General features: G+C 73.3%; 18 protein-coding genes. 10 read left to right on the forward strand and 8 right to left on the reverse strand.

What is annotated here, in order from left to right:
- The 6 genes from AB0G52_RS37395 to AB0G52_RS37420 all read left to right on the forward strand — a co-directional run.
- Positions 1 to 2,746 (forward strand): type I polyketide synthase (locus AB0G52_RS37395; protein WP_361343231.1); only part of this gene is annotated, 2,746 nt, incomplete at its 5' end.
- A gap of 37 nt (positions 2,747 to 2,783) precedes the next feature.
- Complete coding sequence (locus tag AB0G52_RS37400) at positions 2,784 to 5,912, forward strand: beta-ketoacyl synthase N-terminal-like domain-containing protein (RefSeq protein ID WP_361343234.1); 3,129 nt, start codon at positions 2,784 to 2,786, stop codon at positions 5,910 to 5,912.
- Positions 5,913 to 5,978: 66 nt separating this feature from the next.
- Complete coding sequence (locus AB0G52_RS37405; RefSeq protein ID WP_132894409.1) at positions 5,979 to 6,773, forward strand: arylamine N-acetyltransferase; 795 nt, start codon at positions 5,979 to 5,981, stop codon at positions 6,771 to 6,773.
- A 15-nt stretch (positions 6,774 to 6,788) separates the two neighbouring features.
- Entirely contained in the window at positions 6,789 to 8,414 is a 1,626-nt protein-coding gene (locus AB0G52_RS37410) for a bifunctional 3-(3-hydroxy-phenyl)propionate/3-hydroxycinnamic acid hydroxylase (protein ID WP_132894410.1), read from the forward strand.
- A gap of 200 nt (positions 8,415 to 8,614) precedes the next feature.
- The gene (locus AB0G52_RS37415) at positions 8,615 to 10,087 is read left to right on the forward strand and encodes an MFS transporter (RefSeq protein ID WP_132894412.1); all 1,473 of its coding nucleotides are present in this window, start codon (positions 8,615 to 8,617) and stop codon (positions 10,085 to 10,087) included.
- A gap of 128 nt (positions 10,088 to 10,215) precedes the next feature.
- Positions 10,216 to 11,316: a Gfo/Idh/MocA family oxidoreductase gene (locus AB0G52_RS37420; RefSeq protein ID WP_361343239.1), complete on the forward strand. Its 1,101-nt coding sequence runs from the start codon at positions 10,216 to 10,218 to the stop codon at positions 11,314 to 11,316.
- A 223-nt stretch (positions 11,317 to 11,539) separates the two neighbouring features.
- Here the strand turns inward: AB0G52_RS37420 and AB0G52_RS37425 are convergent, their stop codons facing one another.
- From AB0G52_RS37425 to AB0G52_RS37440, 4 genes are read right to left on the reverse strand one after another with little or no spacing between them, the layout of a single operon-like run.
- Complete coding sequence (locus AB0G52_RS37425; protein ID WP_207921926.1) at positions 11,540 to 12,322, reverse strand: DUF2306 domain-containing protein; 783 nt, start codon at positions 12,320 to 12,322, stop codon at positions 11,540 to 11,542.
- A gap of 41 nt (positions 12,323 to 12,363) precedes the next feature.
- Positions 12,364 to 12,585, reverse strand: a complete 222-nt coding sequence (locus AB0G52_RS37430) for a ferredoxin (RefSeq protein WP_361343242.1) — start codon at positions 12,583 to 12,585, stop codon at positions 12,364 to 12,366.
- 5 nt (positions 12,586 to 12,590) lie between these two features.
- Positions 12,591 to 13,853 carry a cytochrome P450 gene (locus AB0G52_RS37435; protein ID WP_361343245.1) on the reverse strand — a complete coding sequence of 421 codons (1,263 nt, stop codon included), beginning with the start codon at positions 13,851 to 13,853 and terminating at the stop codon, positions 12,591 to 12,593.
- Between the two features lie 41 nt (positions 13,854 to 13,894).
- Entirely contained in the window at positions 13,895 to 15,391 is a 1,497-nt protein-coding gene (locus tag AB0G52_RS37440) for an FAD-binding oxidoreductase (RefSeq protein ID WP_361343248.1), read from the reverse strand.
- A gap of 275 nt (positions 15,392 to 15,666) precedes the next feature.
- On the opposite strand from AB0G52_RS37440, the gene AB0G52_RS37445 reads away from it, so the two are divergent.
- Positions 15,667 to 16,887, forward strand: a complete 1,221-nt coding sequence (locus tag AB0G52_RS37445) for an acyltransferase (protein WP_361343251.1) — start codon at positions 15,667 to 15,669, stop codon at positions 16,885 to 16,887.
- Positions 16,888 to 16,967: 80 nt separating this feature from the next.
- Here AB0G52_RS37445 and AB0G52_RS37450 read toward each other — a convergent pair whose 3' ends face one another.
- Both AB0G52_RS37450 and AB0G52_RS37455 read right to left on the reverse strand, forming a co-directional pair.
- On the reverse strand, positions 16,968 to 18,356 hold the full coding sequence (locus AB0G52_RS37450) for a class II 3-deoxy-7-phosphoheptulonate synthase (protein ID WP_132894418.1): 1,389 nt from the start codon (positions 18,354 to 18,356) through the stop codon (positions 16,968 to 16,970).
- A gap of 80 nt (positions 18,357 to 18,436) precedes the next feature.
- Positions 18,437 to 19,228: a shikimate dehydrogenase gene (locus tag AB0G52_RS37455; RefSeq protein ID WP_361343254.1), complete on the reverse strand. Its 792-nt coding sequence runs from the start codon at positions 19,226 to 19,228 to the stop codon at positions 18,437 to 18,439.
- A 248-nt stretch (positions 19,229 to 19,476) separates the two neighbouring features.
- Between AB0G52_RS37455 and AB0G52_RS37460 the strand changes: the two genes are divergently transcribed.
- Both AB0G52_RS37460 and AB0G52_RS37465 read left to right on the forward strand, forming a co-directional pair.
- Positions 19,477 to 20,079, forward strand: coding sequence for a carbonic anhydrase (locus tag AB0G52_RS37460; protein ID WP_132894421.1), 603 nt, complete (start codon positions 19,477 to 19,479; stop codon positions 20,077 to 20,079).
- A 73-nt stretch (positions 20,080 to 20,152) separates the two neighbouring features.
- Positions 20,153 to 20,560 (forward strand): hypothetical protein, encoded by a 408-nt coding sequence (locus AB0G52_RS37465; protein WP_132894423.1) that lies wholly within the window; start codon positions 20,153 to 20,155, stop codon positions 20,558 to 20,560.
- Positions 20,561 to 20,589: 29 nt separating this feature from the next.
- Here the strand turns inward: AB0G52_RS37465 and AB0G52_RS37470 are convergent, their stop codons facing one another.
- Positions 20,590 to 21,351, reverse strand: a complete 762-nt coding sequence (locus AB0G52_RS37470; protein ID WP_361343261.1) for an SDR family oxidoreductase — start codon at positions 21,349 to 21,351, stop codon at positions 20,590 to 20,592.
- Between the two features lie 146 nt (positions 21,352 to 21,497).
- Here AB0G52_RS37470 and AB0G52_RS37475 point away from each other — a divergent pair, with 146 nt between their 5' ends.
- Complete coding sequence (locus AB0G52_RS37475) at positions 21,498 to 22,358, forward strand: helix-turn-helix domain-containing protein (protein WP_132894427.1); 861 nt, start codon at positions 21,498 to 21,500, stop codon at positions 22,356 to 22,358.
- 333 nt (positions 22,359 to 22,691) lie between these two features.
- Here the strand turns inward: AB0G52_RS37475 and AB0G52_RS37480 are convergent, their stop codons facing one another.
- On the reverse strand, positions 22,692 to 24,083 hold the full coding sequence (locus tag AB0G52_RS37480; protein WP_132894429.1) for a cystathionine beta-synthase: 1,392 nt from the start codon (positions 24,081 to 24,083) through the stop codon (positions 22,692 to 22,694).
- Between the last annotated feature and the right edge of the window lie 69 nt (positions 24,084 to 24,152).

The raw sequence follows: 24,152 nt of genomic DNA on the forward strand, positions 1-24,152 counted from the left end.
CACCGGCACCCTCCGCCGAGACGACGACACCCCCACCCGCTTCCTCACCTCACTCGCCACCCTCCACACCCGACACACCACCACCCCCCACACCCACACCCCCACCACCCCCACACCCACCCCCAGCCACCACACCGACCTCCCCACCTACCCCTTCCAACACCAGCGCTACTGGCTGGAGACCACCCAGTCCGCAGGCGACCTCGGCACGGCGGGTCTGGACGACGCCGAACACCCGTTGCTGAGCGCCATGGTCGAACTCCCCGACGACGGCGGAGTGGTGCTGACCGGACGACTGTCGCTCGACGCGCATCCGTGGCTGGCCGACCACGCCGTGTCCGGCACCGTCCTGGTGCCCGGGGCCGCGCTGGTCGAGATGGCCGTGCACGCCGGCGGCCGGGTCGGCGCCCGCGTCCTGGACGAACTGGTCGTCGAGGCACCGCTCGTCCTGCCCGCCTCGGGCACGGTGCGGGTGCGGGTGGCCGTCGGCGCGCTGGACGACCTGGGCCGTCGTTCCGTCACCGTGCACTCGCGGGGCGCGGACGACGAGGCGTGGACCCGGCACACGTCCGGGTTCCTCACCGCCGAGCCAGGCGGATCCACCGGGTCCACCGGGTCCGACGCGGAAGCGTACGACTTCGCGGTCTGGCCGCCCGAGGGGTCCGAGTCGCTGTCCGTCGCCGACTTCTACGATCTGCGCTTCGTCGCCGGCTACGAGTACGGGCCGGTGTTCCAGGGTCTGCGGAAGGTGTGGCGGCGGGGCACCGATCTGTTCGCCGAGGTGGCGCTCGGCGCGGAGGCGGCCGCCACCGCCGGGGAGTTCGGTCTGCACCCCGCGCTGCTGGACGCGGCACTGCACGCCGCCGCGTTCGCGGACAAGCCCACGGACGAGCGGACCCTGTTGCCGTTCGCGTGGAACGACGTGGTTCTCGGCGCGGCGGGCGCCACGGCCCTGCGGGTGCGGATCGCGCCCCGGGGCACGGACGCGGTGTCCGTGGAGGCCGCCGACGAGTCGGGGAACCGGGTGGCGTCGGTCGGTTCGCTGGCCTTCCGGGCCGTCGACCCCGGGCAGTCGGGCTCCGACGTCTCGCGGGACGCGTTGTTCCGGGTGGCGTGGCAGGAGATCGCGACGCCCACGGAACGCACCGGAGCGGACTGGCCGGTACTCGACCTCACCGGCCGCACCGGCGCCGACACCCGGGAACTGACCGGCGACGTCCTGACCACCGTCCAGACCCACCTCGCCGACGGGGCGGACGGCACCCGACTGGTCGTCCTCACCCGCCACGCCCTCCACGACCCCGCCCAGGCCGCCGTCTGGGGCCTGCTCCGCACCGCCCAGAACGAACACCCCGACCGGATCATCCTCGTCGACACCACCCAAGACGACCGACACCTGCTCCCCGCCGCCCTCACCACCGGCGAACCCCAACTCGCCCTCACCGACGGCCACATCCACGTCCCCCGACTCATCCGCGCCGAACCCACCGACGCACCCAGCCCCCTCGACCCCAACGGCACCGCACTCATCACCGGCGGCACCGGCACCCTCGGCGCCCTCACCGCACACCACCTCGTCACCCACCACAACATCCGCCACCTCCTCCTCCTCAGCCGCCGCGGCCCCCACGCCCCCGGCGCCGACACCCTCACCCGCGAACTCACCACCCTCGGCGCCCACGTCACCCTCGTCGCCGCCGACGCCGCCGACCCCGACCAGCTCACCACCGCACTCGCCGCCATCCACCCGCACCACCCCCTCACCGCCGTCATCCACACCGCAGGCGTCCTGAGCGACGCCACCTTCGCCGCCCAGACCCCGCACCACCTCGACACCGTCCTCGCACCCAAGACCGACGCGGCCCGCACCCTCCACGAACTGACCAAGGACCACCACCCGGCCGCCTTCGTCCTCTTCTCCTCCGCCGCCGGCACCCTCGGCAACCCCGGACAGGCCAACTACGCCGCCGCCAACGCCGCCCTCGACGCCTACGCCCACCACCTCCGCACCCACGGCACCCCCGCCGTCTCCCTCGCCTGGGGCCTGTGGGCGGACGCGAGCGGGATGACCGGACACCTCGACGGGGGCGACCAGAGCCGGATGAGCCGGCAGGGCGCGCTGGCGCTGTCCGCCGAGGAGGGCATGGCCCTGTTCGACGCGGGGCTGCGCTCGCCCGAGGCGATGCTGGTGACGAGCAGGATGAACTTCCCCGCGTTGCGTGCCGCGGCGGCCGAGGGGCGGCTGCCGGTCGTCTTCCGCGCGCTGGTGAGTCCGCCGCGCAGGGCGGCGGGGGACGCGCGGACCGACGAGGAGCCGCTGGCCGCGCAGTTGGCCGCGCTGCCCGGTCCGGACCGGCGGCGCCGGCTGCTGGAGCTGGTGCGCGGGCACGCCTCGACGGTGCTCGGGGGCGTGCCGGTGCGGCCCGAGCAGCCTTTCAAGGACGTCGGGTTCGACTCGCTGACCGCGGTCGAGCTGCGCAACCGGCTGGCGGCCGCGACCGGTGTACGGCTGCCCGCGACGCTGATCTTCGACTACCCGTCCGCGGCCGTGCTGACCGGCCACCTGCTGGCCGAACTGCTGCCCGGGGCCGCCGGGGACTCCGGGGCCGCGGCCGTGCCCGAGCCGCCGGAGCGGTCGGTCGCGGAGCCGGACGCCGCCGTGGCGGTGGAGGCGGAGCTGCACCGGATCGCCGCCATGGACGCCGACGACCTGGTGGCCCGCGCCCTGGGCGCGCTCGGGAACTGACCAGCCAACTGCACTGCCCGACGGAACGGAGAACGTGATGGGTACGTCACCCAGCGACAAGGTGGTCGAGGCGCTGCGCGCCTCGCTGATGGAGAACGAACGCCTCAAGCAGGAGAACCAGCGGATCGCCGCGGCGGCCCGCGAGCCGATCGCGATCGTCGGCATGGCGTGCCGGCTGCCGGGCGGCGTGAGCACGCCCGACGAGCTGTGGCGCCTGGTGGACGAGGGCCGGGACGCGGTCTCGGGTTTCCCCGAGGACCGGGGCTGGGACCTGGAGCGCCTCTTCGACCCGGACCCGGAACGCGCCGGCACGTCGTATGTGAGCCAGGGCGGTTTCCTGCACGACGCCGGCGAGTTCGACGCGGGGTTCTTCGGGATATCGCCGCGTGAGGCGCTCGCCATGGACCCGCAGCAGCGGTTGCTCCTGGAGACGTCGTGGGAGGCCCTGGAGCGGGCGGGGGTCGACCCGACCGCGCTCGCGGGTGGCCGGGTCGGGGTCTACTCCGGGGTGATGTACCACGACTACGCCCCGGGTCTCGAGTTCTCCCCGAAGGGCCTGGAGGGGTTCCTGGGCACCGGCAACTCCGGGAGCGTGGCCTCGGGCCGGGTGTCGTACACCCTGGGTCTCGAGGGCCCGGCGATCACGGTGGACACCGCCTGCTCGTCGTCGCTGGTCGCGGTGCACCTCGCGGCGCAGGCGCTGCGGTCCGGCGAGATCGACATGGCGCTGGCCGGCGGTGCCGCCGTGATGGGGACGCCGGGCGTGTTCGTGGAGTTCTCCACCCAGCGGGGGCTGGCGGCGGACGGCCGCTGCAAGGCGTACGCGGAGGCGGCCGACGGCACCGGCTGGGCGGAGGGCGTCGGTGTCCTCGCCCTGGAACGGCTCTCCGACGCACAGCGGTCGGGTCACCCGGTGCTGGCGGTGGTGCGCGGTTCGGCCGTGAACCAGGACGGCGCCTCCAACGGCCTCACCGCGCCCAACGGGCCGTCCCAGCAGCGCGTCATCCGCGCCGCGCTGACCGCGGCGGGACTGGCCCCGGACGGGGTGGACGCCGTCGAGGGGCATGGCACCGGGACCACGCTCGGCGACCCGATCGAGGCGCAGGCCCTGCTCGCCACCTACGGCAAGAACCGCGGCTATCCGCTGTGGCTGGGGTCGCTGAAGTCGAACATCGGGCACGCGCAGTCGGCGGCCGGTGTCGCCGGGATCATCAAGATGGTGCAGGCGATGCGGCACGGCGTGCTGCCCAGGACCCTGCACGTCGACCGGCCCTCCACCAAGGTCGACTGGAGCGCCGGGGCGGTCGAACTGCTCACCGAGCGGCGCGAGTGGCCGAGGACCGGCCGGCTGCGCCGGGCCGCGGTGTCCTCGTTCGGCGTCAGCGGCACCAACGCCCACGTCATCCTCGAACAGGCACCGGACGCCCCCGGGCCGGAGGCGGGGCCGCGGCCCGCGGTCGTACCGTGGCTGCTGTCCGCCAGGACGGAGGCCGCGCTGCGGGCCCAGGCCGACCGGCTGCTGACGTCGCCGGGGTCTCTCGACCCGGCGGCCGTCGCGCGCGGTCTGGCGTTCCACCGGGCCCGGCTGGACCGGCGCGCGGTGGTGCTGGGGTCGACGGCGGAGGAGTTGTCGGACGGGCTGAAGGCGCTCGCCGACGGGACCCCCTCCCCCCACCTGGTCACCGGCACGGCCGACGTCGACGGCAAGACCGTCTTCGTCTTCCCCGGCCAGGGACACCAATGGGCGGGCATGGGCGCCCGGCTGCTCGAAACGGAGTGGGTGTTCGCCCAGGCGATCACCGACTGCGCGCACGCCCTGTCCACCTACGTCGACTGGGACCTCGTCGCCGTCCTGAAACAGGCGGAGGGAGCACCCGGTTTCGACCGCGTCGACGTCGTCCAGCCCGCCTCCTTCGCCATCATGGTCGCCCTGGCCCGTCTCTGGCAGTACCACGGCATCCAGCCCGACGCCGTCATCGGCCACTCCCAGGGCGAGATCGCCGCCGCCCACATCGCCGGCGCCCTCACCCTCGACGACGCCGCCCGCATCATCACCCTGCGCAGCAAAGCCATCGCCCACCGCCTCGCCGGACACGGCGGCATGATGTCCCTCCCCCTCCCGCGCGCCGAAGCCGAAGACCGCATCGCCGAATACGGCGGACGCATCGAGATCGCCGCCGTCAACGGACCCCACTCCACCGTCGTCGCAGGCGACCCCCACGCCCTCGCCGACCTCCACGAAACCACCACCCAAGCCGGCATCCGATCCCGCACCATCCCCGTCGACTACGCCTCCCACACCACCCACGTCGAGGCCATCCGGGACGAACTCGCCGACCTTCTGGCCGACGTGCGGCCCCAGGCGCCCAAGGTCCCGATGTACTCCACCTGCCGGGCCGCCTGGCTCGACCACACCACCCCCCTCGACGCCGCCTACTGGTACGCCAACCTCCGCCACCAGGTCCGCTTCGCGGACGCCGTCGACGCGCTCTTCGAGTCCGGGCACCGGGCGTTCGTCGAGGTCAGCGCGCATCCGGTGCTGAACGTGGCGGTGCGCGAGACGGTCGAGGGGCGGCCGGGGGCGGCGACCGTCGTCGTGGGCACCCTGCGGCGCGGCGAGGGCGGCCCGGAGCGGTTCGCCGGCTCGCTCGCCGAGGTGTACGTGCGGGGCGTCGGCGTCGACTGGAGCGGTCTGCTCGGCCGCTCCGCCGGGCTCACCCCCGAGGTGGCCGCGGCGCTTCCCACGTACGCCTTCCAGCACCGGCCCTACTGGCTCCGGCAGTTCCAGCCCACGGGCCCGGCGCCCGACGTCCTGACCGCAGCGCACCAGGAGAGTGACATGCCCGACGACGCACCCGACCAGGAGACCTTCCGCCGGCGTTTCGGCGCCCTGCCCGCCGAGGAGCGCCCCGGCGCCCTGCTCGACCTGGTGCGCGCCGAGACCGCGGCCGTGCTCGGGCACTCCGATCCCGGCGCGATCGAGGACGAGGAGGGCTTCTTCGACATCGGCTTCAACTCGCTGACCGCGGTCGAACTGCGCAACCGCCTGGCCGCCGAGATCGGCACGGAGCTGCCCGTGATGCTCCTGTTCGACCAGCCCACGCCGGGGCTGCTCGCCGCGTACCTGCTCGACCGGGTGGCCGCGCCCGACGCCGAATACGCCTGAACCCGGCTGCCGCGCACGCCTCTTCCCGCCCCCCACCCGCCACTTCCCGAAGGAACGGACCTGACGATGTTCGACCTCGACCACTACCTGGCCGCCCTCGGCCACACCGGACCCGCGCCCGCGCCCACGCTGGAGACGCTGCGGCTGCTGCACAAGCGCCACCTGATGAGCGTGCCGTTCGACAACCAGCTCAACGAGGCCCGTGGCACGGCCATCTGGGACGGCGTGGACATCGACGTCGACGCCGTCTACAAGGAGGTGGTCGTCGGCGGGCGCGGCGGCGTCTGCTACGAGCTCAACGGCCTCTTCCGGGCCCTGCTGACCCGCCTCGGCTACGAGGTGGTCGTGCTGTCCGCCGGGGTGCGCGGTCCGGACGGTTCGTACGGCCCCGACATGGAGCACCTGTTCAACGGCGTGCGCGTCGACGGCGAGTGGTACATCGCGGACGTCGGCTACTCCGGTCCGTCGCTGATCGAACCGGTGCGGGTGTCCCCGGAGCCCCAGGAGCAGTACGGGACGAGCTTCCGGGTGCTGGAGGGCGACGACGGCTTCCGGTACCTGGAGCGCCGGCCGCGGGACGGCGAGTGGGGTGTCGTCCACCGGTTCCGGCTGCGGCCGCGGGCGTTCTCCGAGTGGCTCGACGCGGACAACCCGCAGCTGGACGAGTACGCCCGGATGCTCGCGGCGCACGTGACCTACATCCGCGGACGGGCCCTGGAGAACGGGCAGATGACGCTGACCGGCCGCCGTCTGCTGATCGTGGAGGACGGCCGCGAGCGGGTGCGGGTCCTGGTGAAGGCGGCCGACTACGAGGCCGCGCTCGACGACATCCTGCTGCGGACCCGGTCCGCGGCGGCCTGAAGGGGGACGGCGGACATGACGGCAACGGCGGCCGACTCCGGCCGGTGGCCCGACGACATCGCGGACCTGCTGGTCGTCGGCTACGGACCGGTGGGCCAGGTGCTGGCCAACCTGATGGCGCGGCGCGGACGGCGGGTGATCGTCGTGGAGCGGCACCCGCGCCCGTACCCGATGCCGCGCGCGGTGGCCTTCGACGGGGAGGCCGCGCGGATCCTCGCGGCGGCCGGGGTCGCGGACCACCTCACGGCGGTCGGTGAACCCTCCGGCGACTACCTGTGGCGCAACGGCGCGGGCCACGACCTGCTCTACATCGACGCGGCCGAGGTCAACGGGCGCAACGGCTGGCCGGAGTCGACCTCCATGTACCAGCCGGGCCTGGAGGACGCGCTGATCGGGTACGGCAGCCAACTGCCGAACCTGACGGTGCTGCGCGGGTACGAGGCCGTGGACGTCGCGCAGCACGAGGACGGCGTCGAGCTGCGGGTCGCGGGGGCCGACGGCACCGCGCGGCTGCTGCGCGGACGGTGGGCGGTCGGCTGCGACGGCGCGAACAGCCTGGTGCGCCGCGCGATCGGCACCGAGTTCGAGGACCTGGGGTTCCACCACGACTGGCTGATCTGCGATCTGGCGCTGCCCGGCCACCGTACGTTCGTGCCCAACAACCTGCAGATCTGCGATCCGGCCCGGCCGCGCACCCAGGTCTCGGCGGGCCCCGGCCACCGGCGCTGGGAGTTCATGCTGCTGCCCGGTGAGCGCAAGGAGGAGATGGACACGGCGGAGACCGCGTGGCGGCTGCTCGCCGGGTGCGGCATCACCCCGGCCGACGGCACCATGGAACGGCACGCGGTCTACACCTTCCAGGCCGCGACCGCCCGCCGCTGGCGCGAGGGGCGGCTGCTGATCGCCGGTGACGCCGCCCACCTGATGCCGCCGTTCGCGGGGCAGGGCATGAGCTCCGGGTTCCGGGACGTCGCCAACCTCGCCTGGAAGCTGGACCTGGTGCTCGGCGGGCGGGCCGGTGAGGGGCTCCTGGACTCCTACGCGGAGGAACGCAGGGCCCATGTGCAGCACGCCATCGGCATGTCGGTGAACCTCGGCAAGGTGATCTGCCAGACCGACCCGCGGGCCGCCGCCGACCGGGACGCGGTGATGACCGCGGCCCGCGAACGGCGGGTGGCGCGGCCGCAGCAGTCGCCGTTCCAGCCGCTGACCCGGGGTCTGGTGTGGCGGGACGGCACCGGCCGGCGGCGGCCCGGCGCCGGGGACCAGGTGCCCCAGCCTCGGGTGGCAGCGGGGCCGGCGGAGGGCCTGTTCGACGAGGTGGCGGGCCGCGGCTTCGTGTTCGCCGCCCTCGACGACCCGCGCCTGCTGCTGGGCGACGGGCGGTCGGCGTGGCTGGAGTCCCTCGGCGTCCGCCTGGTGCGGCTGCTGCCGGCCGGCACCGACGCGGCGACGGCACCGGCGGACGCGGTCGTGGACGTCGAGGGCGGCTTCGGCGCGTACCTCGCCGGGATCGGGGCCCGCTGTGTGCTGGTGCGTCCCGACACCTACGCGTTCGGCGCGGCGGACGGCGCCGAGGCGGCGGGCGCGCTCGTCGACGCCCTGCGCGACGCCCTCCAGCCCGCGCTCAGCACCGTGTGAAGCGTGTTCCGAGGTGGCCCGCGGCGGGTGCCCGCGGGTCCGAACACCCGCCGCCACCTGCGCGATTACCGCGCGATTGCCGGGTGGTGGTCCGGTGCGTGGCGTACTTGAGCCACGCGCGGGCGCGAGCGGAACGCGCCCGCGGCGCGCCCTGTGAAGACCGAGCCACGTCCCCGATGTGACGACGAAAGAAGTGAGTGATGACCCCCCCGACAGCACTGGGCCGTTCCCGCGGCCTCGCGCTCAGCATCCTCTGCGCGATGCAGTTGATGATCATCCTTGACGGGACGATCGTCACCGTCGCCCTTCCGACCATCCAGAGCGGGCTCGGCTTCTCCCAGAGCGGCCTGTCCTGGGTGGTGAACTCCTACCTCATCGCCTTCGCCGGGCTGCTGCTGCTGTCCGGCCGGCTCGGCGACCTGATCGGCACCAAGAAGGTGTTCCTCAGCGGCCTGACCATCTTCACCGTGGCGTCCCTGCTGTGCGGTCTGGCGAACACCTCGGAGCTGCTCATCGCGGGCCGCTTCCTCCAGGGTGTGGGCGCCGCGCTGGCCTCGGCCGTGGTGCTGGGGATGATCGTCGGCCTGTACCCGGAGCCGGGCGACCAGGCCAAGGCGATGGGCATCTACAGCTTCGTCTCGGCGGGCGGCGCCTCGGTCGGCCTGATCGCCGGCGGTGTCATCACCGACGCGCTCGGCTGGCACTGGGTGTTCCTGATCAACCTGCCGATCGGCGTGGTCGCCCTCGTCCTCGGCCTGCGCGAGCTGGCCGCCCAGCCGGGCATCGGGCTGGGCGCGGGCGCCGACGCGATCGGCGCGGTCCTGGTGACGGTCGGTCTGTCGCTGGGTGTCTTCACCATCTCGCAGATCTCCGAGAACCGGTTCAGCGGCGGCGAGCTGGCGCTGTACGGGGCGGTGGCGGTGGCGCTGCTCGGGGCGTTCGTGTGGCGGCAGGCCACGGCGGGGCGTCCGCTGCTGGCGCTGCGGATCTTCCGCAGCAGGGAGATCGTCGGCGCCAACCTGGCGGTGGTCCTGGTGTTCGCGGCCGGATTCGGCTTCCAGTTCCTGAACGCGCTGTACCTTCAGCGGGTGCTGGGCTTCGACTCGATGCAGACCGGTCTGGCGTTCCTGCCGGCGCCGGTGGTGATCGGCACCATGTCGCTGTTCTTCACGGCCAAGCTCACCGGGCGCTTCGGCACCCGACGGGTGCTGCTGACCGGTCTGCTGTTCCTCGGCGGTGGCCTGCTGCTGCTGAGCAGGGCGCCCGTGGACGGCGACTACTGGGTGGACGTGGCCCCCACGCTCGTCATCCAGGGCTTCGGCATGGGTCTGACCGTGCCGTCGGTCATCATGCGCGCCATGTCGGGCGCGGCCCCCGAGGACGCGGGTCTGGCCTCCGGACTGAACAACACGGCGCAGCAGGCGGGTGCCGCGGTGGGTCTCGCGGTCCTCGCGACCCTTGCCACCTCGCACAGCAACACGCTGCTGCACCAGGGCCGTCCGCAGGTGGAGGCGCTGCGGGACGGCTACAGTCTGGCGTTCGTGTTCGCCGCCGGGTTCGTGTTCCTGGCCTGGTGCGTGACCTTCTTCGTGCTCAGGGACCCCAAGGAGGCGGCCCCCGCCGGGGCGCCGGCCGCCGCGGCCGACACCGCGACGGCGAACGCCCATATCTGACAGCACCGCACCTGGTCGGAGCGTGACCGGACCACCGGTCACGCTCCGACGCGTGTCCGCGCGCGACGGCCGCGCGGGCCGGGTTGATCCACAGAGCAGAATCCACTCACTACGAAAGAGGTTGCACCGTGGCGGACAGGATCCGAGTGGGAGTCGTCGGCGCGCACGCCGAACGCGGCTGGGCGCGAGGCATCCACCTGCCGGCGCTGTCGGCGCTGGACGACTTCGAGATCGTCGCCGTCGCCGGCACCAGCGGCGGTTCGGCGCAGGCGGCGGCCGCGGTCTGGGGCGCCGGGCGGGCCTACGACGACGCCCACGCCCTGCTGGCCGACCCGGAGGTCGAGCTGGTCACCGTCGCCGTGCAACTGCCGCGCCGCGACGGCCTGGTGGAGGCCGCGATCGAGGCGGGCAAGCACGTCTACTGCGAATGGCCGCTGGCCCGGGACGCGGCGACCGCCGAGCGCTTCGAGGCGAAGGCACGGGCCGCCGGGGTACGGCACGCGGTGGGGCTGCAGAGCAGGCACCACCCGTCGGTACGGCTGCTGCGGGACCTGCTGGCGCAGGGGCTGATCGGCGAGGTGCTGTCGGCGTCGCTGCTGTACTCGCTGAGCACCCCGGAGGTGTGGTCGACGCGGTACGCGGCCCTGTTCGACCGGACGCAGGGCGTCAACCACGTGGCGGTGGTCGGGGGCCACTCGCTGGACATGTTCCAGTACGCCGTCGGTGAGTTCGCCGAGGTCTCCGCGACGCTCACCACCCGGATCGACCGGGTGACGATGGAGGAGACGGGCGAGCGCATCGAGGTCACCTCGCCGGACCAGATCGTGGCCGGCGGTCTGCTGCGTTCGGGCGCGGCGGCGTCGGCGCACTTCATGACGGGCGGTCCGCGCGGTGACGGCTTCCGTATCGAGGTGCACGGCCGGGCCGGCCGGCTGGTCCTGGTCTCCTCGGACGACTCGCTGGTCGGCCCGCGGTTCACGCTGACCCACGCCACGGCGAACGGCACGCCCGCGGTGGAGGTGCCGGTGCCGGACGCCTACCGGCCGCTGCTGCCCGGACCGCCCTCGCCGGTGAGCAACGTGGCCCAGGTGTACAGCGACCTCGCCGCGGCGATCCGTACGGGCGACGCGTTCGGCCCGGACTTCACCACCGCGGTACGCACCCACCGCCTGCTGGACGCGATCAAGTCGACAGCGGAACACGGCCACCGCGAAACCCTCACCCCCTGACCCCCACCCACAGCCAGGGGCCGCCCCTACCGGGGACGGCCCCTGTCCCATCCGTACGGGCACCCGCACAAACACCCCCACGGCGAACGCCCCCCCGCCGCAACCGTCCCGCCCGCAGGGATCGGTGCCACGCGGTGGGTCCCCCCGGCCGGGGCGGGCGCACGGCAGGCAGCCCCTCCTGTCGTGCGCCCCTCCGCGGCCGGGGGGACCCACCGGGTCCCGGTCAGGCCTTCGGCGCGGCCGCCGTGCGGCGGGCCTGGCGGGCGCGGTGCCGGGCGCCGGCCCCGCGTTCGACCAGCCACCACTCGGCGATCAGCAGCGGCAGGATCCAGCCGGGCCACGAGGCCAGGCCGGCCCGCTCCTGCCCCCAGGCGATGAGCTCCGGCACGCTCTGGGTGACGGGCGGCGGCAGGATCGTGTGGTCGTAGACCACCCCGAGGACCCGGCTGACCACGATCGACAGGGTGAGCGCGAAGCTGCGCACCATCCAGCGCCGGTGGTCGGCGATACGGCCCTGCCGGGCCATGCGCAGCCCCGCCACGGCCGTGGCCATCCACAGCACCGACGTGGTCGCCGTGCTGAGCTGCATGGACAGTCCCGAAGGGCTGGCATACGCCACCGCCAGCCCCGCCAGGCCGCCCGGCAGCACGCCCGCCGCCACGTAGAGCCGTCCGCTGACCCGGTGCACCTTGGGATACTGCTGCCGCAGGGCCGGCCACACCTGAAGGCAGCAGGTCACGATGGCGACGGTGCCGCACAGGATGTGCACCACCAGCACCGGGTAGTGCCACGGGTACTGCGGGTTCGGCGGGATCTTGGACTCCGCCGGGTCGAAGGTGAGGTAGCGGGGCACGTCCATGGCCAGGAACACCGCCACCACCAGGGCGAGCGGGCCCACCCAGGGCCGCCGCCACCAGCGCGGCGGCGCCTGTCGGTCGCCGGCCGTGCGGCGCGGGTCCGGTGGGCCGCCCGGGGACCGCTCCGGTTGCGTCGTCGTGATCGTCACGCCGTTCTCCTGTCCGCCCCAGGGTCCGCGCCGGACCCGGGTCAGTCCGTGGCAGCCAGGTCTTCGCCGGTTGCCTGGTCGGTGATGTGGATGGCCCGGTAGGGGCAGTAGTCCGCGGCGTCGAGGACGTCCTCGTCGGGCTCGATGCTCGGCAGGACGGGCTCCGCCTTGCCGGCGACGAGCCGGAAGTGGTCCGGCAGCGTGCCGTTGCACAGCCCGGAGCCCATGCAGGCGCCACGGTCGACTTCGATGTGCCAGGTCACGGCGGTCACCACCGAACGGGCAGGGCGGCGACCCCACGCACCACGTGGTCGCGCTTCCACGGCACCTCGGCGGCGGGCACGGCCAGTTCCACGGAGGGCAGCCGGCGCAGCAGGGTGCCGAGGGCGACCTGGAGCTCCAGCCGGGCCAGCGGGGCGCCCAGGCAGTGGTGGATGCCGTGGCCGAAGGCGATGTGCGGGTTGTGCTCGCGGGTCAGGTCGAGTTCCTCGGGGCGGTCGAAGACCCGCGGGTCGCGGTTGGCCACGGCCGGGAAGACCATGACGGCCTCGCCCGCCCGGACCAGCTGCCCGCCCAGCTCGACGTCGGCCACGGCGATCCGGGTGTTCTCGGAGTAGGGGCTGAGCGGGGTGACCCGCAGCAGCTCCTCGATGGCGGTGGGCAGCAACTCCGGCTCGGAGACCAGGCGTTCCCACTCCTCGCGCCGGCTGAGCAGGATGTACAGGTGGTTGGCGAGCTGGTTGGCGGTGGTGTGGTGGCCGGTGGCGAGGAGCGCGATCGACATGGTGATCAGCTCTTCCTCGCTGAGCCGGTCCTCCTCGTCGCGGGCGGCGACCAGCGCGGAGAGCAGGTCGTCACCGGGTTCGGCGCGCCGTTTCGCGATGAGCGCGGACATGTACTCGGGGAGCTTCTCGAAGCGTGCCTCGTTCATCTCCTCGAGCGTGTGCTCGTTGCCGATGGTCAGCCAGGTGTCGATCCAGCCGCGGAACTTGTAGTGGTCCTCCAGCGGCACGGCGAGCATCTCGCAGATCACGGTGATCGGGAGCATCCACGCGTACTGGGCCGCCAGGTCACCGGTGCGGTCCTCGGAGGCGAGCATCCGGTCGAGGAGTTCGTCGGCGATCTGCTGGGCACGGGGGCGGATCTGCTCCACGCGCCGCACGGTGAACGCCTTGGCGACCAGCTTGCGCAGCCGGGAGTGCTCCGGGTCGTCCATCGAGACGATGTTCAGTTCCTCGTAGGCCTTGCGGACGCGCGGCACGTCCTTGCCGACCGTGGCGTTGCGGCTGAAGCGGGGGTCGGCGAGGACCGTCTTGATGTCGGCGTGCCGGGTGGCGAGCCAGGCCTCGCCGCCGTACTGCATGTCGACGCGGGTGAGGGCCTGCTCGGCGCGCACCTCCGCGTACTTCGGGTGCAGGTCGGTGGCCACGGGCTCGGCGAAGGGGTAGGCGAGCACCTGGTGCATGGGGCACCCGGGCGGCGGCACGGCCGCATCACCGGGCTGCGGGCTGGCGTGGTCGGTGACCGTCATCGGAAGGTCGCCCTTTCTCTGGCGCGGTGGGTGGTGGTCCGTCAGTTGCCGATGGCGCGGGGGAAGTCGAACAGGCGGTGCGGGTCGTAGGCCCGCTTCAGGGCCGTCAGCCGCGGGTAGTTGCGGCCGTAGTAGGCGTCCTGCCAGCGGTCGAGGTACAGGTCGGGGAAGTTGATGTAGGACTGGCCGTCGGACAGCGGGTCGATGACGTCGAAGCCCTTGGTGGCCCAGGCCACCGCCGCGCCCGCCTCCTCCGCGCTCGGCGTGGCGGTGCCGAGGGCCACGCCGTAGCCGACATGGAACAGGGCGTCGCGGTGCACGAAGGCGGTGGCGTCCGGGGCGAGGTCGGCGACGGCTCCGCCGAGGCCCATGAAGCTGAGGTAGCGGGTCTGCCCGGCGCGCGGGTCGGCCTCGAACGCGGCGAGCGCGGCGGCGGTGTCGGCCGACCCGAGCGGCCGGCCCACCACGCGGGCGCGCATCCGCTGCCACTCGGTGCGCGGGTGGGAGGCGCCGTCGGCGAGCCCGTACACGTACTGCATGCCCTCGTCGAAGGGCAGGTCGAGGACCCGGCTGCTGGCGGGCCGCGTGCCCACCGCGGAGGCGAGTTCGGCGAGGCCGGCGTCGGCTTCCGCCTGGGTGCTGTAGTAGGCGCCCTGCTGGAGGACGACCGGCGGGTTGCCGGAGCCGGCGTCGGGCTGGATGACGATGACCTGGCCGGTGGAGTGGCGCGGGGTGCTGGTGTACCAGTCCTGCCAGGCGGTGAGGAACCTCTCGGCGTCCGCCCAGTTCCAGATCTGCTCGTAGTAGACCATGCGGGGTGCGGAGATCGGCCGCAGCTCGAAGTCGACGACGACGCCGAAGTTGCCGCCGCCGCTGCCGCGCAGTGCCCAGAACAGGTCGGGGTTGCTGGTCTCGCTCGCGGTCACCAGCCGGCCGTCGGCCAGCACCACCTTGGCGGAGACCAGCCGGTCGGAGCCGATGCCGAAGCCACGGCTCTGGTAGCCGACCCCGCCGCCGGAGACGTAGCCGCCGACGGCGACGTCGTGGCAGGTGCCCGTCACCAGCTGCTGGTTGTACGGCTTCAGCGCGTTCAGCGCCTCGATGCTCACGGTGCCGGGGCCGACGTGCACGGTCGGCGCACCCGCGCCGGTCACGTGGTTCATCCGGCGGACGTCGAGGATCATGCCCTCGCCGGAGGACCAGCCGAGGAAGTTGTGGCCACCGCTGCGCACCCGGGGCTTGACGCCGTTGTCGGCCGCGAAACGGATCGCGGTCCGTACGTCCCGGGCGTTCTCGGCGTAGACGACGGCCTGCGGGGTGAGGCTGTCGAACTCGCCGATGGCCAGCTGCTTGGCGGTGTCGTAGGAGGCGTCCGTGGGCAGCACGACATCGCCGCCGACGGCCTCCCGCAGGCTCTGCCAGTCCGGGGTTCCGGTGCTGCGCACGACGGCCGACGCCGACGAGGTGGCCGCCGACATCGCGGCGGCCGAGACGGCCACCGCACCGCCGGCGCGCAGCAGCTTCCTTCGATCCATCATGATCCCTCCGTTGCCGTGAATACGCGAGAACGCTAGGGCCGGGCGGCCGGTCCTGAATTCCCCTACCTCCCCCCTGAATTCCCCTGTGGAAATAGGGCGGAGGAATATACGGGTGCCGGTGCGCCGCCCTTCACCCCTACGCTCCTGACGTCTTCGGATTTCGAGTCGGTCAACCGCCCAGGGAGAAACAGGAGTCGATCGTGACCGCAACCATTCCGGAAGTGGATTCCGGTGCATCCAGAGCACGACGGAAAGCGCTGCCGTCCCTGACGGGCATGCGGTTCTTCGCCGCGCTCCTCGTCTTCTTCATCCACTCCCTGCAGCCGATCGGGCCGGTCGACCCGACGGGGCCGGTCAACCCGTTCGCCGACAAGGACGTCGCCCAGGGCCTGTTGAAGTTCTTCGGCCCGGCCGGCTACCTCGGCGTCTCCTTCTTCTTCCTGCTGAGCGGATTCGTCATCACCTGGTCGGCGCGGCCCGGTGAGCGGCTCACCGCCTACTGGCGGCGCCGGCTCGCCAAGGTTTTTCCGAATCACCTGGTGATGTGGGCGGCCGCCATGCTGCTGTTCGCGTCCGCGTACACGCCGGTGAGCACCTGGATGCCGAATCTTTTCCTGGTGAACTCCTGGATAGACAAATTCACCGTGCAGATGAGCGTGAACGCGCCGTCCTGGTCACTGTGCTCGGAACTGCTGTTCTACCTGTCCTTCCCGCTGCTGCTGCTCGTGGTGCGGCGCATCAGGGTGGAGCACCTGTGGTGGTGGGCGGCCGGGACGGCGGCGGCCCCGGTCGGGGTCGGCCTGGTGACGAAGTTCCTGCTGCCCGACACCCCCCGGCTGCCGGTGATCCCGCTCTCCCCGACCCAGAACTGGTTCAACTACACGTTCCCGCCGATGCGGATGTTCGAGTTCGTCCTCGGGATGCTGCTGGCCCGGCTGGTCATCGCCGGCCGCTGGCCGCGGATCCCGGCAGGGTGGGTGGTGGCGCTGCTGGTGGCCGGGTACGCCGCCGCCATGTACGTGCCGGCGCCGTTCGACTTCGTCGCCACCACGATCGTCCCGTTCGGTGTCGCCATCGCCTCGGTGGCCCGCGCCGACGCGCACGGGGTGCGCACCCGCCTGGACGGCAGGGTCCTCGTCTGGCTCGGCAACGTGTCCTTCGGCTTCTACCTGAGCCAGGGCGTGGTCATCTTCTGGGGCCGGCAGGCGGTCCTCGGCAACGGCACGTTCAGCACCCCCGTCGCGATCCTGGTGATGATCGGCATGTTCGCGGCCACCCTGCTCGCCGGCTGGCTGCTGTACACCTGCGTGGAGACGCCCGCGATGCGCTACCTGAGCCGCTCCCGCGCGGACCGGGCCGCCAAGGCGACGGGGGCGGCGCGGGCCGCGCACCCGAGGACCGTCGGCGAGGCGGCGGAGCCCCCGGCCGACGTCGTCGAGGTGCGGGCGGCGGGGAGCGTGCCCGGCGCCGGTCCGGCCTCCGTGCGGTCGTCCTGAGAACTCCCTCCGTGCCCGACCGTTCCCCCGCCCGGGCACGGAGGGCCCGGCCGGGGGCGGCCCCGGCTGCCGCAGGGCTGTCATCCGCGCATCAACTCGGCCACGAGGAACGCGAGTTCCACGGACTGTTCGGGGTTGAGGCGGGGGTCGCAGAGGGTTTCGTAGCGGGCCGCGAGCGCGGTGTCGTCGAGTTCGGCGGCACCGCCGAGGCATTCGGTGACCCGGTCGCCGGTCAGCTCCACGTGCAGGCCGCCCGGGTGGGTGCCCAGCGCCCGGTGCACCTCGAAGAAGCCGCGCACCTCGTCGAGGATGTCGTCGAAGTGCCGGGACTTGTAGCCGCTCTCCGTCTCCTGGGTGTTGCCGTGCATCGGGTCGCACTGCCACACCACCCGGTGACCGAGCGCGGTGACCTTCTCCACGATCGGCGGCAGGACCTCGCGGACCCGGCCCCGGCCCATCCGGGAGATGAGCGTGAGCCGGCCGGGCACCCGGTCGGGGTCCAGCCGCCGGACGTACTCGACGGCCTGCTCGGGACTGGTCCCCGGGCCGATCTTCAGCCCGATCGGGTTGGCCAGCTGCGCGGCGAGCGCGATGTGCGCGCCGTCCAGGTCGCGGGTGCGCTCACCGATCCACAGGAAGTGCCCGGAGAGCCCGTACAGCGCCGTACGGCCGGTGTCCTCGTCGACGGCACCGCGCAGCAGGGCCCGCTCGTAGTCGAGGAGCAGTGCCTCGTGGGCGGCGTACACCTCGGTGGTGTGAAGCGCCCGGTGGTCGGCGCCGCAGGCCTTCATGAAGCGCAGCCCGCTGTCGATCTCGGCGGCGAGGGCGCGCAGCCCCTGGCCGGCCGGCGAGGCCCGGACGAAGTCGAGGTTCCAGCCCTGCACCCGGTCCAGGTCGGCCATGCCGGAGTCGGCCATCGCCCGCACGTGGTTGAGGGCGGCGGCGGAGTGGGCGTACGCCTCGATCATGCGTTCCGGGTCGGCGACGCGGGCGGCCGGGCTGGGCTCGGCGGAGTTGACGATGTCCCCGCGGTAGACCGGCAGGTTCAGCTCGTCGGAGGGCTTCGAACGGGGCTTGGCGTACTGGCCGGCGATCCGCGCGGCCTTCACCACGGGCAGGCTCGCGCCGTACGTCAGGACGACGGCCATCTGCAGCAGCGTGCGGATGTTCGCGCGGACGTGTTCCCCGGTGTTGCCCTCGAACGTCTCCGCGCAGTCCCCGCCGTGCAGCAGGAACGCGCGTCCGTGGGCGACCTCGGCGAGCCGCCGGCGCAGCCGGTCGACCTCGCCGGGCAGGACGAGCGAGGGCAGCCGCTCCAGGCGGGCGCGCACCTCGGCGACCCGGGCCGGGTCCGGGTACTGCGGCTGCTGGGCCGCGGGTCGGTCGAGCGCGTCGGCCACCCGTTCGGCCACTGCGGAAGGCAGGGCGGCGCTGCTCGCCGCGGCGGTGGTCTGGATGAGTGGAGGCATGCCCAGGACAGTAGGCAGGCCGTTCGGGGCCGAGGCCACTGAGCGGTAACCGGGTGCCCATCTGCGCCCTGGGGCACAGGTCAGCCCAGTCGGAAGAAGTCCCGGTACAGCGTGATCTGTTCGGCCAGCATCGGCTCACCGTGGTGGACCGCGAGGCCCGACTCCTCGGCCGCCCGCAGCAGGGCGGTGCGACGCGGCGACATGATGATGTCGGCCACCAGCGTGCCGGGGCGCAGTGCGGCCGGGCTGAAGGGCAGCGGGTCGCCGGGGCGCAGGCCCGCCGGGGTGGCGTTGACGGCGAGGTCCGCGTCGACGTGCCCGGGGGCGGCGACGAGCCGGCCCGGGAAGTGCGGGGCGAGCCGGGCGGCCAGTGCGGCCGCGCGGTCCGCGTCCGCGTCCCACACGGTGACGTGGGCGCCCGCCCGCAGCAGCGCGACGGTCATCGCCGAGCCGGCGCCGCCCGCCCCGGCCAGGCACACCGTCGCGCCGCGCGGCTCGTGCCCGGCGGTGCGCAGGCCCCGGACGAACCCCTCCCCGTCGAAGTTCGCGCCCTCCCAGCCGCCGTCCGGCAGCCGGCGCAGCGCGTTGACGGAGCCGCTGAGCGCCGCGGCCTCGGTCACCCGGTCGGCGAGCTCCCGGCAGGCCGTCTTGTGCGGCACGGTGACCAGCAGCCCGTCGAGGTTGCGTACGGCCGTCAACCCCCGTACGGCGTCCGCGAGTCCGGCCGGGGACACCTCGACCGGCACCAGCACGGCGTCCAGGCCGATCCCCGCGAACAGCGGGTTGAGCAGGGCCGGTGCCCGCACCTGGGAGACCGGGTCGCCGAGCACCGCGTACAGCCGGGTGGTGCCCTTGATGGTCACGGCGTCCACGCGCTGACCGCCTTCCGCAACGGAGGTCCTCCGGGCCGGGGGACACGGCGACGATACGGCGCCCGGGATCGCGGGCCATCCCCTGACGTCCCCCTCAGAAACGGCGGGACCTCCCGTCCCGGCCGGTGTCCGCGCCGGGTATCGCGCGGTCGATGATACGGCCAAGGATCGTTAAATAGGAACAGAGAGTAACGTTTCCGCCGCGTACAGTGATGAAGCTCGACAGGCACCCCACCTGAGGAAGCGTCATGGCCTCGAACCCCCGGGCCCTACCGGCGGCCACCGCCGTCGGCGCGCCGGCCGCCGCCCGCTGCTCGACCAGCGCCGCCCTCGACGAACTGCTGGAGGGCAACCGGCGCTACGCCACCGGCCGCGCGCGCCGCGGGCGGATCTCCGCACAGCGGCCCTTCGCCGTCGTCCTGGACTGCATCGACTCCGGGATCCTGCCCGAGCTGGTCTTCGACCAGGACCTCGGCGACCTGCTGTGCATAAGGACGGCCGGGCAGGTGCTGGACGAGGCGGTGCTCGGCTCCATCCAGTACGCGGTGGCCGAACTACGCGTCCCGCTGGTCGTGGTCCTCGGCCACGAGGGCTGCGGGGCGGTCACCGCCACCCTCGGCCGGCTCCGCACCGGTGCGCCCGTCCCCGCTCACCTCCACCTCCTCGTCGAGGAGATCGCCCCGGCCGCCCGCCGTACCAGGGCGCTGCCCGGGGACTGGGCCGCCCACACCGTGCGGGCGCACGCGGTGTGGGTGCGGGACGCGATCAGGGCGGACTCCGCGTTCGCCGGGGCGTCGGTGGTCGCGGCGCGGTTCGACCCGGCCTGCGGCCTCGTGTCGCTGCTGCCCTGAGGGGCGGACCCCCGGTGCGATGCGGGGGCCTGCCCCAGTGCGCGCGGCGTCCCGGCTGCCTACCGTGGGCGCCATGACGGACGCGCGTGACACCGATCTGAAGAAGGACCTCGCCGCCACCCTGCACGCCCGCGGGGAGCTGGGGCCGGAGTACGAGTCCGAGCTGGTCGACTCCTTCCTGGAGAAGATCGACAGCCGGATCGACGGCGCGGTGGAGCGCCGGCTGCGCAGGGGCCTGGCCGAGCAGCAGATGCAGGCGGCCCGCGGGGCCCGGCGGTCCCGGGGCACCGACTCCTGGGGCGAGCGGTTCGGCTTCGGGATCGTCTCGCTGGTGCTGGCGATCCCGCTGTCCGCGATCGGCGGCGCCTTCGCGGGCATGACCGGCCTGATCGCCGCCTGGGTCGGCATCGTCGGCGTCAACATGGCCCAGGCGGTCCGCCTCAACCCCGGCCTGTTCCGCGGCCCCGGCCGCGAGGACTGAGGCCGGCCCCCCGGTCGTACCCTGCCCGGTCAGGCCTGACGGGTCGGCAGGACGACGACCTGGCTCAGGTTGACGTGCCGGGGCCGGCTGGTCACGTAGCCCACCAGGTCGGCGAGGTCCGCGGCGGCCAGAGCGCCCATCTGCGCCAGCATGCCGTCGACCTGCGCGCGCCCCTCGGCCGACCCGATGTGGTCGGCCAGTTCGGTCTCCGTGAGGCCCGGCTCGACGTTGGTGACCCGCACGTCCCGCGGCCCGAACTCGGCGCGCAGCGCCTGCGAGAGCTGGGTGACGGCGGCCTTGGTGGCGCCGTACACGGCGTAGGTGGGGAAGACGAGGTGCGCGCCGATGGACGAGACGTTGACGAGGTCGGCGGTACGGCCCCGCGCGGCCGCCGCCACCAGGTCCCCGGTGAAGGCCCGCAGCACCCGCAGCACGCCGGTCACATTGGTGTCGATCATGCGCTGCCACTCGTCGAGGCGGCCGTCGTCGACCGGGTGCGGCAGCATCACACCGGCGTTGTTGACGACGAGGTCCACGGTGCCGAAGGCCTCGTGCACGGCGTCCGCCGCCCCCTGCACGGAGGCGTCGTCGGTGACGTCGGCGGCCACCGCGAGGGCCTCGCCGCCGGCCGCCCGGATCTTCGCCACCACCGCCTCCAGCCGGTCGGCACGCCGGGCGAGCAGCGCCACCCGGGCGCCCTCCTCGGCGAGCCGCACGGCCACGGCCTCCCCGATCCCACTGGCGGCTCCGGTGACGACGGCGGTACGGCCGGACAGGCTGTCGTACGACATGAGGTGCTCCCTGGTCGGTGCCGCCGGGTCGGTCCCGGTGGCGTGCCTCCACCTTCGGCCGGTCCGGCGGCCCTACCCAGGGCGACGCTTTTCCTGGGTCCACCAGTACCAGGCTGGGCAGCGGCCGCTCCCCTACGATCGAACCCATGGACGGGGACCTCGGAGACTTCCTGCGCTCGCGCCGCGCCCGCATCCGGCCCGAGGAGGTGGGGCTGCCCTCGTACGGGCGGCGCCGCGTACCGGGGCTGCGCCGCGAGGAGGTGGCGCAGCTGGCGGGGGTCAGCGTCGACTACTACATCCGGCTGGAGCAGGGACGGGGCACTGGGGGCACCTCCCGGACGAAGTCCGGGGGAGTGTCCGACGCGGTGCTGGACGCGGTCGCGCGGGTGCTGCGGCTGGACGAGACCGAGCACGCGTACCTGCGCGCGGTGGCCCGCCCACAGCCGGGCAGGGCTGTCCGACGTCCCTCGGTTCCGCGGGTGCGGCCCGGGGTGCAGCTGCTGCTGGACGCCATGGAGCGGTCCCCGGCGTTCGTGCTGGGCCGCCGGATGGAGGTGCTGGCCTGGAACGCGCTCGCCGACGCGCTGCTCGGTTTCGGCGCGCTGGACCCGGCCGCCCGCAGCATGCCCCGGATGGTCTTCCTGGACCCGGCCGCGGCCGACCTCTACCCCGAGTGGGCGGCGATCGCCGCCCAGACCGTCGCCAACCTGCGCATCAGCGCGGGCCTGCACCCCGACGACCCCGCCCTGACCGCCCTGGTCGGCGAACTGTCCGTCAAGAGCGCGGACTTCCGCAGGCTGTGGGCGGACCACGAGGTCAAGGCCTGCGCGTACGGCGTGAAACGCGTCCGGCACCCGGTGGCGGGCCTGCTCACGCTGCCCTACGAGACCCTGGCGGTGCCGGAGGACCCGGACCAGACGCTCGTCGCGTACACACCCGAGCCGGGTTCGGAGACGGCGGCGCGGCTGGCGCTGCTCGGCAGTTGGCGGGCGACGACGGCGGGCTGAGGCCGCCGGGAGGTGTGTGCGCGGGGACCGCCGCACCCCCTTGACGGGGGGCGGGACGACGGCGGTCCCCGCGAGGGACGCTGACCGGGTCAGGGCCGGGTCTCACGTCCGGCGTCCATGGAGGTCCGGGAGCCGCTCCGGAGGTCCTTGGACGTTCGGCGCCGGCTGGGGCGGGGAGCCGCTCCCGCCCTGCCGACACCCACTAATGTGCCGGACCCGTGTTAAGCGTGTGCTGCGTGTACGTGACACGCTCGTACCACTTCCGCGAAGTCCGCCACCTCACCGGGGAAACGGGAAGTTCCGCCGGTTCACGGGCCGTTCACCGTGGATTCGCTACTGCTTCCCGCCCTTGGCGAGGAACGCCAGCAGGTCCTGGCGGCTGACCACGCCGGTGGGCTTGCCCTCGACGAGGACGATCGCCGCGTCCGCCGAGCCCAGCACCGTCATCAGGTCCCCGACCGGCTCACCGGAGCCGACCTGCGGCAGCGGGGCGCACATGTGCTTCTCCAGCGGGTCCTCCAGGGAGGCGCGCTTGCTGAACAGCGCGTCCAGCAGCTCCCGTTCGACGACCGAGCCGACGACCTCGGCGGCCATCACGTCCGGGTGCCCGGCGCCCGGCTTGACGACGGGCATCTGCGAGACGCCGTACTCGCGGAGCACCTCGATGGCCTGGCCGACGGTCTCCTCGGGGTGCATGTGGACGAGGGAGGGGATGGCGCCGGCCGCCTTGTCGCTGAGCACGTCGCCCACGCGGGCGCTCGGGCCCTCGTCCTCCAGGAAGCCGTAGTCGGCCATCCACTCGTCGTTGAAGATCTTGCTGAGGTAGCCGCGGCCGCTGTCCGGGAGCAGGACGACGACCACGTCGTCCGGGCCGAGCCGCTCGGCCACCCGCAGCGCGGCCACGACCGCCATCCCGCAGGAGCCGCCGACCAGCAGGCCCTCCTCCTTCGCGAGGCGCCGGGTCATCTGGAAGGAGTCCTTGTCGGACACGGCGACGATCTCGTCGGCGACGGTCCGGTCGTAGGCGGTGGGCCAGAAGTCCTCACCGACGCCCTCGACGAGGTACGGCCGTCCGGAGCCGCCGGAGTACACGGAGCCCTCCGGGTCCGCGCCGACCACCCGGACGCGTCCCTCGCTGGCGTCCTTCAGGTAGCGCCCGGTGCCGGAGATGGTGCCGCCGGTGCCGACGCCCGCGACGAAATGGGTGATCTTCCCCTCGGTCTGCTCCCACAGCTCGGGGCCGGTCGAGTGATAGTGCGAGAGGGGGTTGTTGGGGTTGGAGTACTGGTCCGGCTTCCAGGCGCCCGGCGTCTCGCGGACCAGGCGGTCGGAGACGTTGTAGTACGAGTCCGGGTGCTCGGGGTCGACGGCGGTCGGGCAGACCACGACCTCGGCACCGTACGCGCGCAGCACGTTGATCTTGTCGGTGCTCACCTTGTCGGGGCACACGAAGATGCACTTGTAGCCCTTCTGCTGGGCCACGATCGCCAGCCCCACCCCGGTGTTTCCGCTGGTCGGCTCGACGATGGTGCCGCCCGGCCGCAGCTCCCCGCTCTTCTCGGCGGCCTCGATCATCCGCAGCGCGATGCGGTCCTTCACGGACCCGCCCGGGTTGAAGTACTCGACCTTGGCGAGCACGGTGGCCGAGATGCCCTGGGTGACGCTGTTGAGCCTCACGAGCGGGGTGTTGCCGACGAGGCTGATCATCGAGTCGTGGTATTGCACCGTTGTCTCCGGTCGCTTGCATACATGTGGTCCTGGTGGTGCGGCCAGCCTACGGGGCATGCCGGAGGT

Source organism: Streptomyces sp. NPDC021562 (genome assembly GCF_040640875.1).
Taxonomy (GTDB): domain Bacteria; phylum Actinomycetota; class Actinomycetes; order Streptomycetales; family Streptomycetaceae; genus Streptomyces.